This is a genomic window from Helcobacillus massiliensis, assembly GCF_014191425.1.
GTDB lineage: Bacteria > Actinomycetota > Actinomycetes > Actinomycetales > Dermabacteraceae > Helcobacillus > Helcobacillus massiliensis.
The window spans coordinates 1105894-1117856 of sequence record NZ_JACHWP010000001.1 but is presented as its reverse complement, the minus strand read 5'-3'; the positions used below and the strand labels follow the sequence as shown (position 1 = coordinate 1117856).

11 protein-coding genes are annotated in these 11963 nt (G+C 69.2%); 5 read left to right on the top strand and 6 right to left on the bottom strand.

Features of this window, described 5'->3' with window-relative positions:
• The first annotated feature begins 74 nt into the window (after window positions 1–74).
• From FHX50_RS05120 to FHX50_RS05110, 3 genes are read left to right on the top strand one after another with little or no spacing between them, the layout of a single operon-like run.
• Entirely contained in the window at window positions 75–395 is a 321-nt protein-coding gene (locus tag FHX50_RS05120) for a putative quinol monooxygenase (protein WP_183375031.1), read from the top strand.
• A gap of 6 nt (window positions 396–401) precedes the next feature.
• Entirely contained in the window at window positions 402–1733 is a 1332-nt protein-coding gene (locus FHX50_RS05115; protein WP_183375030.1) for a sodium/glutamate symporter, read from the top strand.
• 25 nt (window positions 1734–1758) lie between these two features.
• A complete protein-coding gene (locus FHX50_RS05110; protein ID WP_183375029.1) occupies window positions 1759–2232 on the top strand; it encodes an acyl-CoA thioesterase in 474 nt (157 codons plus the stop codon).
• A 19-nt stretch (window positions 2233–2251) separates the two neighbouring features.
• On the opposite strand, the gene FHX50_RS05105 is transcribed toward FHX50_RS05110, so the two are convergent.
• From FHX50_RS05105 to FHX50_RS05080, 6 genes are all read right to left on the bottom strand, one after another.
• Window positions 2252–2716 (bottom strand): globin, encoded by a 465-nt coding sequence (locus tag FHX50_RS05105; protein WP_285262422.1) that lies wholly within the window; start codon window positions 2714–2716, stop codon window positions 2252–2254.
• A 2-nt stretch (window positions 2717–2718) separates the two neighbouring features.
• A complete protein-coding gene (locus FHX50_RS05100) occupies window positions 2719–3645 on the bottom strand; it encodes a mechanosensitive ion channel family protein (protein WP_183375028.1) in 927 nt (308 codons plus the stop codon).
• An 80-nt stretch (window positions 3646–3725) separates the two neighbouring features.
• Entirely contained in the window at window positions 3726–6290 is a 2565-nt protein-coding gene (gene pepN, locus FHX50_RS05095; RefSeq protein ID WP_183375027.1) for an aminopeptidase N, read from the bottom strand.
• Window positions 6291–6360: 70 nt separating this feature from the next.
• Window positions 6361–7029 carry a ribonuclease FAU-1 family protein gene (locus tag FHX50_RS05090; RefSeq protein WP_183375026.1) on the bottom strand — a complete coding sequence of 223 codons (669 nt, stop codon included), beginning with the start codon at window positions 7027–7029 and terminating at the stop codon, window positions 6361–6363.
• A gap of 132 nt (window positions 7030–7161) precedes the next feature.
• Window positions 7162–8997, bottom strand: coding sequence for an ABC transporter ATP-binding protein (locus FHX50_RS05085; RefSeq protein WP_246370667.1), 1836 nt, complete (start codon window positions 8995–8997; stop codon window positions 7162–7164).
• Window positions 8994–10751 carry an ABC transporter transmembrane domain-containing protein gene (locus tag FHX50_RS05080; RefSeq protein ID WP_246370666.1) on the bottom strand — a complete coding sequence of 586 codons (1758 nt, stop codon included), beginning with the start codon at window positions 10749–10751 and terminating at the stop codon, window positions 8994–8996. Before FHX50_RS05080 ends, FHX50_RS05085 begins: the two co-directional genes overlap by 4 nt.
• A 107-nt stretch (window positions 10752–10858) precedes the next feature.
• On the opposite strand from FHX50_RS05080, the gene FHX50_RS05075 reads away from it, so the two are divergent.
• On the top strand, window positions 10859–11464 hold the full coding sequence (locus FHX50_RS05075; protein WP_183375024.1) for a mycothiol-dependent nitroreductase Rv2466c family protein: 606 nt from the start codon (window positions 10859–10861) through the stop codon (window positions 11462–11464).
• 43 nt (window positions 11465–11507) lie between these two features.
• On the top strand, window positions 11508–11963 hold the full coding sequence (locus FHX50_RS05070) for a ribose-5-phosphate isomerase (protein WP_183375022.1): 456 nt from the start codon (window positions 11508–11510) through the stop codon (window positions 11961–11963).

Genomic DNA, 11963 nt, shown 5'->3' with positions numbered 1-11963 from the left:
CGTGCCGTCCGTCGCCTCCCAGGGCGGTGTGGGACAGTCAACGCATCTGACCCCTGTCGAGAAGGAGCGAGACCATGATCCTCATCAACGTCAAGTACACCGTCAAGGACGGCCAGGCCGAGGAGTTCCTGGAGGCCGTCGGCGAGTTCACCGCCGCCACCCGCGCTGAAGAGGGCAACCTCTGGTTCGACTGGTACCGCTCCACCGAGAACGAGAACGAGGTGCTGCTCGTTGAGGCGTTCAAGGACGACGCCGGCGAAGCGCACGTCAGCTCCGACCATTTCGCCGCCGGCCTGGAGGCGATGAAGCCGTTCCTCACCGCCACACCGCAGATCATCTCCCGCACCGTCGACGGTGAGGGCTGGGACCGCATGGGTGAGCTGAAGGTCGACTGACGCCCAGTGAGCGCCTGGGACGTCTTCCTCGACCTCGCATGGATGGGCCTGCTGCTGGCCGTCGGGGCGCTGATCCGCGCCACCGTTCCACCGGTGCAGGCCCTGTTCCTGCCCGCCTCTCTGATCGCCGGTGTCCTCGGACTGATCCTCGGGCCAGCTGTGTTCGGAGTGATCCCGTTCTCCGAGCTGATCAGCCAGTACTCCGGCCTGCTGATCGCGGTGGTGTTCGGGGCGCTGCCGTTCACGATGCGCATCGTGTCGGTGAAGTCCGTGATCCGCTCCGTGGGGAGCATGTGGGCCGTCACGCAGGGCTCTACCCTCATGCAGTGGGGCTTCGGCCTGCTGATGTCGCTGATGCTTCTGTCACTGATCTTCGGCGGCCTGCCCGACGGATTCGGCCTCATGCTCGCCGCCGGCTTCATGGGCGGGCACGGCACCGCGGCAGCGGTCGCGGAGGGCTTCGGTGATCGGTGGCCCGATGCGGCCTCGCTCGGCTTCACCTCCGCCACCATCGGCATCTTCGTTGCGATCATCGGAGGCATCACCATCATCAAACTGGAATCGCGCCGGGGCGGCACCGCCTACCTGCAGGACTTCGCGGACCTGCCGCGCGAACTGCGCACCGGGGTGCTGGAGCAGAAGAGCCGCGCCCCGATCGGCCGGGCCACCGTCTCCACGATGAGCATCGACCCGCTGATGCTGCATGCGTCGATCCTCGCGGCGATCGCCGGCGCCGCGTACCTGATCTCCGAATGGTTCAGCGAGGTCACCGGCGGCCTCTCCTTCCCTGCGTTCGCCGTCGCGTTCATCGTGGGCGGCCTCGTCCTGCTGGCGATGCGCACCACCGGCGCCGACCGCGTCCTCGATTCGGAGACGATGAACCGCGTCTCCGGGTCCGCCACCGACCTGCTCGTCGCCTTCGGCATCGCGGCGATCAGCCCGGCGGTGGTGGCGCGCTACTGGCAGCCGCTCGCGCTGCTGCTGGTCGGCGGCCTGATCCTGCTGCTCTTCTCCTACGTGTTCGTGTGGAAGCCGTCGTTCCGGGACCACAAGGTCGAGCAGTCCGTGTTCAGCTTCGGCTGGCAGACCGGCACCGTCCCGATGGGCATCGCTCTGCTGCGGATCGTGGACCCGCAGATGCGCTCCAAGACCCTCGACTACTACGGCCTGGCGTACATTCCGATCAACCTGGGCGACATCGTGCTGATGGCGTTCCTGCCGGCCCTGGTGCTCGCCGGATTCGCCTGGCCCCTCGCCATCGGCCTGACGGCGGCCGCCCTCGCGATCTATGCGTTCGCACTGCGGCTGAACCGCGGGCACTGGCATGCCCAGCCCTGACCCTTCGAAAGGATCCCCGACCCCCATGGCCCATATCGACATTCCCGTTCCGCTGCGCTGGTCCGACCTCGACGCCTACGGGCACGTCAACAACGCAGCCCTCCTCACCCTGCTGGAGGAGGCGCGCATCCACGCGTTCTGGGAGGTGCCGCAGGAACAGCTCGGCGGCGGCACCGAGCAGTCGCCGATCGTGCTGCCGGTCTCTGCTGACGGCCGCGACCTGCTGACCTTCGTCGCCTCGAACCGGATCGAGTACCTGAAGCCGGTGGAGTACCGACGCGACGGCGCCGTGGTCCGCCTCTGGATCTCCCGCCTCGGCGGCGCGTCCCTGACGGTGGACTACACGCTCCACACGCCGGGGCGGATGGATGAGGCGCTGATCCGGGCGCGCACCGTGGTGGTGCTGGTGGACTCCTCGGGCCGCCCGACGCGCATCGACGACGATATGCGTGAGCGGCTCGCCCCGTGGATGGGGGAGCCGCTCACCTTCCGCGACTGACCTCAGCGGGCCTGCGCGGTCACTGCATGTGGTCGGGCATCGTGCGGCCCGCCATCGGCGCTTCACCGCCGTTGACGGTGTTGATCAGGGAGCGGGCCGCCCGGTCCATGTAGTCGAGCATGAGGCCTTCGTACAGCGGCGGCAGCTGCTGCTCGGTCACGGCCGTGGTCATGTGGCGCAGCCAGGCGTCGGCGGCGTCGGGGGAGACGGGGAAGACTGCGTGGCGCATCCGCAGGCGCGGGTGGCCGCGCTGCGCCCCGTAGTCCTTCGGCCCGCCCCAGTACTGGACGAGGAACATCCGCAGGCGGTCCTTCGCGCCGTCGAGCTCGTCCTCGGGGTACATGGGGCGCAGCAGCGGATCCTCGGCGACACCCTCGTAGAAGCGGTCGACGATGGCGGTGAAGGTGGGCATCCCGCCGACGGCGTCGTACACGCTCTGCTGGTCGTCGTCGCGGCCGCGGGTCGGCTGGAGGGGGATGGTCACGGTCACTGACCTGCTTCCTGGAATCGGGGGAGTGCGAAGCTGATCTTCTCATCCTGGAACGCCCGACGGATGCGGCGGCGCAGCTCCTGCTCCACCTCCCACTGGCGGCCGGGCGCCGACTTCAGGGTGACGCGGCGCTGGTAGCGGGCGCCGTCGATGGACAGGATGCCGCTGATCTGCGGCTTGTCCAGCAGCACCTTCTCCCACGTGGTGTCGCGCCACAGGGCGTCGGTGACGCGCTGCAGCACCTCGGTGACGTGGACGTCGTCGTTGGACAGGTCGAGGTCGAGCTTCACCAGGGCGGTGGCGAAGCCGCGGGACATGTTGCCGATGCGGATGATCTCGCCGTTGCGGACGGTCCACAGCACGCCGTCGATGGAGCGCAGCTGCGTGGCGCGCAGATTGATGCTCTCCACCGTGCCGGTGGCGTACTCGAGGTCCACGAAGTCGCCGACGGCGACGATGTCCTCGAACAGCATCACCACACCTGCCACGATGTCCTTGATGATGGTCTGCGCACCGATGCCGGCGGCGAGGCCCACCACGCCGAGACCGGCGATGACGGGGGCGATGTCGATGCCGAGTTCGGACAGCACCATCACGCTGGCGAGCGCGCCGATGATCAGCGCGGCTACGTTCCCGGCGACCTGGGAGAGGGTCTGGGCGCGCTGCTGCCGGCGCTGCTGGGCGCGTTCCTGCTCACCCGCGTGCTCGGTGCGGCGGATTGCGGCGTTCGTCATCGCGGAGATGCGGGTGCCGGAGTCCAGCATAGTGCGCACCACCCGCCGGATCAGTATCGCGGCGACGTACCGCGCGGCCAAGGCGAGAATGATGATCAGCAGGATCTTCACGCCGTGATCGAGCAGCCAGGCGCCGGCGTGGTCCAGCCAACTGAGGGCGTCGTCTGAAGTGGGAGCAGAGATCAGCATAGGGCAACAGGCTAGCCCCCGCGGATGGGAGCACAGTCAGCGGAGCCTCCGCTCCACTGACTGTGCGGCTCTGACCTGGATCAGTGGGCGTCGGCGCGCTGCACCCGCAGGGCGCGCTGCACCGTGTCCCGACCCTCGAGGATGGGGCGCCGCTGACCCATCGGCTTGTCGGCGTTCTCCTCCAGCCACTGCGTGGACAGGTCCACGACCTTCTGGCTGGGGAACTTCGCCGGGAAGTACCCCTGCACGAGGCGGTTCGCGATCTCACTGGAGCGGGTCGCCCACGCCGTGTTCAGCATGCCGAAGAACCGCTCCGTGTACGGGTCGAGCAGTTCCTTGGACCCCTGGTTGAAGCCGATCACCACGGAGGTGACGGACTCGTTGGCGAGTTCGTCCTTCTCCACGGTGTCCTCCCAGGCCTTCGCCTTCGCAGCCTCCGTCGGTAGGGCGGCGTGCGCGGTGAGCGCGGACTTGCGGCCGCTCTGCGTGTCGTCGGACGCGAGCACCTCGTCGATCTGGGCGTCGTCGAGGGCACCGGCGGCGGCGAGGGCGATGACGATCTTCCATCGCAGGTCGGTGTCGATGTCGCGGCCCGGCAGCTGCTGGGAGCCGTCGAACAGGGCGCGCGCGAGCTCCACCTGCTCGTCGGTCACAGCATTGCGGAGGAAGCCCTCCAGGTACTGCAGCTGCGCGTCGCTGCCGGCCTCCGCCTGCTGGGTCAGGCGCCACAGCGCGTCGCCGGCGGCGGCTTCGCGCTCGGCGCGCTGCTCCGGCGCAGCGTAGTGGCCGGCCACCGCATCGAGGCGGGTGAGCAGGGTGCGGATCACGGAGGACTCCGTCTCACCGGCGATGTTGTTCACCAGCAGCTCCTGGTAGCGGCGGCTGGGCAGTTCAGCATCGCGCACCATGTCCCAGGCGGCCGACCAGATGAGGGTGCGGGCCAGTGAGTCCTCCAGGGTGGACAGCTTCTGCATCGCGGTGGCGAGGGACTCATCGTCCAGGCGGAGCTTCGCGTAGGCGAGGTCGCCGTCGTTGACGAGCCACAGGTCGGCCTGCTTGCCCGTCAGCTCGGGGATCTCGGTGCGCTCACCGTCGACATCGACCTCCACTGTCTCGGTGCGCACCAGCGCGCCGTCCTGCTCGGTGAAGCCGGCGATGCGCAGGCGGTGCGGCCGCAGCGTCGGGTAGTCCGACGGGGCCTCCTGCAGAACCGCGAACGACACCACGGCGCCGTCCTGGTCCCGCTCGATCTGCGGGCGCAGCAGCGTCACTCCCGCCTTCTCCAGCCACAGTGCTGACCAGGAGGTGAGGTCGCGTCCGCTGGTCGCCTCCAGCTCCACCAGCAGGTCCTTCAGCTGCGTGTTCCCCCAGGCGTGCTTGCGGAAGTAGGCGCGCAGGCCTTCGAAGAAGGCGTCCTCGCCCACATAGGCGACGAGCTGGCGCAGCACGGAGGCGCCCTTCGCGTAGGTGATGCCGTCGAAGTTGGTCTCGACCGCGTCGAAGTCCACCATGTCCGCCACGATCGGGTGCGTGGACGGCAGCTGGTCCTGGTTGTACGCCCATGCCTTCTCGGAGCCGGCAAAGGTGGTCCATGCGGTGGTCCACTTCGTCGCTTCGGCGGAGGCGAGGGTGGAGGCGTATTCGGCGAAGGATTCGTTCAGCCAGAGGTCGTCCCACCACTTCATGGTGACGAGGTCGCCGAACCACATGTGGGCGAGCTCGTGGAGGATGGTGAGGTCGCGGCGCTCGCGGATGGCGTCGGAGACGTCGGAGCGGAACACGTACGCCTCCACGTAGGTGACGGCACCGGGGTGCTCCATCGCACCCATGTTGTACTCGGGCACGAACACCTGGTCGTACTTGCGGAACGGGTAGGGGCAGTCGAACTTCTCCTCGTAGAAGTCGAATCCCTGCTGGGTGACGTCGATGATGTTCTGCCCGTCGAGGTGCTCGGCGAGGGAGGCGCGGGCGTACACGCCGGCCTTCAGCTCGCGGCCGTCGCGCGACCGGATCGTGCCCTCCACGCCCTCGTACTTGCCGGCGATCAGCGCCGTCAGGTAGGTGGAGATCCGCTCGGTCGCTTCGAACGCCCAGGTGGCGATCCGCTGCCCGTTCTGGTCGGTGCCGGCATCCGTCGGCTCCGGGGTGGGGGCGATGGAGATGACGCGCCAGTGCGCGGGTGCGGTCACCGTGAACGTGAACTCGGCCTTGAGGTCGGGCTGTTCGAAGCAGGCGAACATGCGGCGCGCGTCCGACACTTCGAACTGGGAGTAGAGGTACACCTCGTCGTCTACGGGGTCGACGAAGCGATGCAGGCCCTCACCGGTGTTCATGTAGGCGGCATTCGCCCGGATGCGGATGGTGTTCTCACCCTTCTGCAGCGCGGGCAGCTGCACGCGGGCGCCGTCGAAGCGGGACGCTGGGTCCTCCAGCAGCTCGCCGTTGAGCTCGATCTCCAGCACCTCGGGGGCGATGAGGTCCACGAACGTCTCCCGCTCCTCGGTGGAGGTGACGCGGATGGTCGACTCGGTGAGGAAGGTGGTGGGCCCCTGCGTCAGATCCAGGGTGACGTCATAGGTCGAGGTGGACAGGAACGAGGCGCGTTCCTGGGCTTCGCTGCGCTTCAGGTTCTCGGTGGCGCTCACGCGGGCATCCCTTTCGGTCGGTGCAGATGGATCCGTGCCATTGTGTCACCGATCTCACCGAGGGGAGGCATCAGCGTTTGCGGTGCGTCTCCCGGTCCGTCAGGTCCTTCTCCCACGTGTAGTGGTCGGGCAGCGCCGGAGTCCCCCAGCTGGGGTTGGGGAAGAAGTACTCGTACCCGGCGTTGAAGGGGTAGCACCAGGCGCGGATGTCGCGTTCGGCTTCGCGGCCCCACGCGCGGATCTGGTCGGCCTCCTGGGGGGAGAAGTAGCCGACGCGCTCCGCCCCTTCGAGTTCGTCCTCGTCCTTGTAGTGGTAGTCGCGGCGCGGCAGCACCACGAGGTCGAGGACCATGTCGCGGGAGCGGACGCCTTCGTCGGTGCGCTCCAGGGGGGATTCGAGGTTGACGTAGTAGCACCCGAGGGTGCCGTCGTCTCGGTAGAACAGCCACACGGAGTACGGCTTGTCGGGCAGGCCGATCATGAGGATGCCGTTGCCGGTCCACAGCTGCTTGGACTGGTGGCGCTGCTCGGTGAACATGCCCTCGTCGCCGGCTCGGCGCAGCGGCGCGCCGGACTCCAGGACGGGGAGGAGGACTTCGGTGCCCGGAGCGATCCACACCACGATGCCGCGATCATCATCCAGGACGACCGTGCCGGGCCGAACGGTGATGGTGTCGTGCGCGTGCGTGTAGTACGTCCAGGTCACGTGGTCCCCGGGGGACCATCGCTTCTGGGACATCACGTTTTCCTGGCCTGGTCAGCCCCACGAGCACACGCGCGACCGGCCGAGGCGCGGGTGTGGATTCCGCTCGTGAGGGGGAATCGAGTATGGGTCGAGCCTAGCGGATCACACGCGGGGGCGCCTGAACGCTCACCGGCTCCAGGCCGCCCACAGCCGCGCGTACTGACCATCCGCCGCGAGCAGATCCGCATGCGACCCGGACTCGATCACGTGCCCGTCCGCCATCACGAGGATCCGGTCGGCGTGCATCGCCTGCGAGAGGCGGTGCGCCACGATGACGGTGGTGCGGCCCTCGGCCACAGCGAGCGCTGCGCGCTCCAGCACCCGCGCACCGGAGGATCCCTCATCGGCGGTCGCCTCGTCCATCACCAGGATCGCCGGGTCCTTCAGCGCGACGCGCGCGAGCGCCAGCTGCTGCGCCTGCTCCGCGCTCAGCCGCTCGCCCTTCTCCCCGACCGCGGTGTCGAGCCGGTGGGGGAGGAGCTCCGCCCAGGAGTCCGCGCCGACGGTTCCCAGCGCCGCCCACAGGTCCTCCTCGCTCGCGTCGGGAGCTGCGAGGCGCAGGTCGTCGGCGAGGGTGCCGTGGAAGACGTGCACGTCCTGGCTGACGATCACTGCATGCGCCCGCACTGCGTCCAGCTGCGCCCGCGAGAGATCGGCGCCGCCGTGGCGCACCGTCCCCTCACTGGGCCGCAGCGTGCCCGCGATGATCGACGCGAGGGTGGACTTCCCCGCACCGGAGGCGCCCACCAGTGCGATCGTCTCGCCCTCCTCGATCGTGAGGTCGATCGGCTCCAGCACGCGCTGCTGCCCGTAGGAGTGCGCGATCCCCGTCAGCTCCACGGACCCGTCGGCCGGCTCTTCCGGCCCGGGGGAGACCGCGGGGTCGATGGAGACGATCACGCCCACCATCCGCATCAGCGACGCCGCCGCCGACTGCGCATCATCCAGGGAGAAGATCAGCGACTGCAGCGGCCACAGCAGGGTCAGAATGTAGATTCCGGCCGACGCCACCACCCCGACCGGCACCCCGACGGAGTTCACCAGGAAGAAGCCCAGGACCAGCACCAGGGTGATCGCCAGCAGCTCCGGCACTGTCATGATCCAGGCCACCGAGATCACCAGGTTCATGATCCGCATCTTCAGCGAATAGGCGGAGCGCGACAGCGCCGCGACATGCCGCGTCTCGCGCTGCTCGATCTCGTAGGCGTGGACCGTCGGCACACCGTTGATGGCGGACAGCAGGCCCTGCGCTCGCGCCCCCAGCGCGATCCGCTCCACCCGGTAGATGCGGTTCGTGCGCGGAAGGAACCAGCGCAGCGCCGCGATGTAGAACGGCAGGATCGCCACCACGACCAGCAGCAGGTACGGCGACAGCATCGCCAGCGCCACCAGCGTGATCGTGATCTGGAAGGTGACGGTGATGATCCACGGGACGATGTTCGTGACGGCCTTCGCGGTGACGGCGACGTCGTCGGCGACACGGGAGAGGGCATCGCCGATCCCGGCCCGCTCCATCGTCTGCGCCGGCAGGTCGAGGGCGCGGTCGATGACGTCCTCGCGCATCCCCGCCAGGAGACGCTGCCCGAGCGCGGACACCTGCGCCTGCCCGAGTGCAGAGCACACCGCCTGCAGCACCCCGACGCCGACCATCACCGCGGCGAGCACCCACACGCCCTCCATGTGGCCGCCCTCGGGCGCGGTCACCACATCGACGACGGTGCCGATGAGGCGAGGCACCGCGGCCCCGGCGATCGCGGCGGCGAGCACCGTCAGTACCATCAGCACGAACGCGAGGCGCATCGACCCCAGGCGCGTCAGCAGGAAGCGAAGGGTCTGCCGGCCGGTCGCGATCGGCAGCAGTTCGGCATGGCGGGACAGCTGCCGGGCGACATCGTCCTCCTCCCGCATCGAGGTGATGAGGTCGAGCTCCCGTTCGCTGGCCTCGTTGGTCGGCATGGTCATCGCTTCACCACCTCCGCATAGTCGTCCCGTTCCATCAGGTCGAAGTGCGTGCCGCTGACCGCACCCGTCGGCGCGAGGAACACCACCCTGTCCGCCTGCACCAGCAGGGACGGGGCGCGCGTGAGGATCAGGGTCAGCCGGTCCGGGACGCGCCGCGCGGCGGCGAGCGCTTCCCCGATGTTCTGCTCGGTCACCGCGTCGACCGCGGTCGTGGGGTCGTGCAGCACCAGCGCCGGCGGATCAGCGGCGACGGCGCGGGCGAGCGCAAGGCGCTGCCGCTGCCCGCCCGACAGGTTCGAGCCGCGGTCCTGGATGCGGGTGTCGAACCCGTCGGACAGGATCCCCAGCAGATCGAGGGCCCCCGCCGCCTCCAGTGCGCTGCGCGCCCACGCGTCCCCGTCGTCGAGGTGGTCGACGCTCTTCTCGGGGGCGCGGGTCGCGAGCTGTTCGCGCAGCGTGCCGTCGAAGAGGTCCACGGTGTGCGGTTCGATCAGCAGGTCCCGTCGGCGCTCCTGCAGCGTGCCCGGCGTGATCGCCTCCCCACCGAGCGACGCCGACGCGTCCCCAGCCGTTCCGGCGAGCGCCGTCAGGACGGTGTGGGCGTCCCGCGCAGTCGGTGCAACAACACCGACGACCTCCCCGTCGGCCACCTCGATGCAGCCGTCCGGCAGCTCCAGGGCGAGGGGGCCGACGCCGTCCCGACGCGGCCCGTTGCCGCGCGTCACCGGCGCCGCTTCGCCAACGGCCGGCGACGCGGCGATCGCCTCGCGGATCACGGGGTCCTCGTGGGTGCGGCCGAAGTCCGCCATCAGGCGGTCGATGCGCTTCGCGGATGTGGAGATCGACGCCCACCACACGGGCACACCGGACAGGCCGTGCATCATTCCCGACATGGTGCGGATCAGCGACACCACCGCGATCAGGGCGCCGACGGTGATAGCGCCGCTGAGCGTCAGAGACGCCGCGAGCACCACCACCGACGCGATCATCAGCGTGGACACCAGGATCATCATCCCGTTGGCGACACCGGAGAACCGAGCGTTCGTCAGCGCCGCCCGCAGCGCGACCCGGGACGACGCCCGGTAGTTGAGCCGGGCCCGGTGCTGCACACCGAGGCCCTGCAGCACCCGCAGGCCGTGCACGAGGTCGGTTGCGGTGGAGGCGGCGTCGGCGGCGCGGGACTGCTGGTCGTCGTACTTGCGGGACAGCACCGGCGTCACCACCCTCAGGCCGACGATCTCCAGCAGGATCCCGATCAGCACCGCCAGCCCCAGCCACGGTGACACGAACGCCATCCACGCGCCGGCGCCGAGCACGGCGATCGCGGCGGGCAGCGCCCACCCGATCATGTCGAAGAAGTCGGGCGCATTGTCGGCGTCGCTTGTCGCGATCGACAGCACCTCACCGGCGGGCCGGTCCACCGGCCGCGAACCGGGGTGCAGCGCCGCGGCGGTCAGCGCGACCCGCAGGTTGTGCTGCTCCGCCATCCGCAGCTGCATCGCCCAGTGGAAGCTGAACGACCATGCCGCCATCGCCACGAGGCGCACCAGCACCGCCAGCGCCGCGAGCTGCAGCAGGAGGGTGAGGTCGCCGCCGAGGATGCCGCGGTCCACGGCGAAGCCGAAGATGATCGGAACGCTCATCTCGAGGGTTTCCGTGACGATGGAGGCGGCGACTGCGGCGGTCACCTTCGCGGGGTGTCGAGCGATGATGGTGCGCAGAGTGCGCACGTGCGCCGCAGTCGGAGAAGTCATGACCTCGATCCAACCGCCCCGGTCGCCTGGTGGCAAGTGGATTTCCCAGCGGCCGGGCTCTGACACAATGGAGGGGCTGACTGCACGATTCGAGGAGGAACCAGTCCATGGCCCAGATCGTCGACGTCTTCGTTGACCCGACCTGCCCGTTCGCCTGGCTGACCAGCCGCTGGGCGCTCAACGCCGCTGAGGTGCGGGACGTCCGGATCCGCTTCCAGCCGATGAGCCTGTCCGTCCTCAACGAAGGACGCGACCTCGACCCCGACTACATGGAGGCGATGCGGAAGGCGTGGGGCCCTGCCCGACTGCAGCTCGCCATCGACGAGCAGCACGGTCAGGACGCCTTCTCCACCTGGTACACCGCCTGGGGCACCCGCTTCCACGTCCAGGACCAGAAGGACGACTACCGCCGCGTCGCCGTCGAGGCGCTCGAGGAGGCCGGCCTGCCGACGGACCTCGCCGATGCGATGGACACCGACACGAACGACGACGCGCTGCGCGCCGCCCAGAAGCGGGCACAGGACCTCGTGGGCGATGACGTCGGCACCCCCGTCATCTCCTTCGGCTCCGGTACCGCCTACTTCGGTCCCGTCCTCTCCCGCGCCCCGCGCGGCGAAGAAGCCGGCCGGCTGCTCGACGCCATGGCCACGATGGCGGAGATCAGCGGCTTCGCGGAGCTCAAGCGCAAGCGCGACCCCCTCGACTTCTCCTGACCCCGTCGGCCCCCACCCCCACCACACCCAAGGAGCACCGTCCATGCAGGTCCACATCGGCACCGACCACGCCGGCTTCGAACTCAAGAACCGCCTGGTCGAGGCACTGAAGGCGAAGGGCCACGAGGTCACCGACCACGGCGCCCACACCTACGACGCCCTCGACGACTACCCGCCGTTCTGCACCGCAGTCGGCGAAGCCGTGGTCGCCGCGCCCGGCAGCTTCGGCATCGTCATCGGCGGCTCCGGCAATGGTGAGCAGATCGCCGCGAACAAGGTGAAGGGCGTGCGCGCCGCCCTCGTCTGGAACGAGGACACCGCCAAGCTCGCCCGCCAGCACAATGATGCGAACGTCATCTCCGTCGGGGCTCGTCAGCACACGGAGGACGAACTGGAGCACCTGATCGACCTCTTCCTCGCCGAGCCGTTCAGCGGCGACGAGCGCCATGTGCGCCGCATCGAGAAGATCGCGACGTTCGAAACCACCGGCGCCTACTGA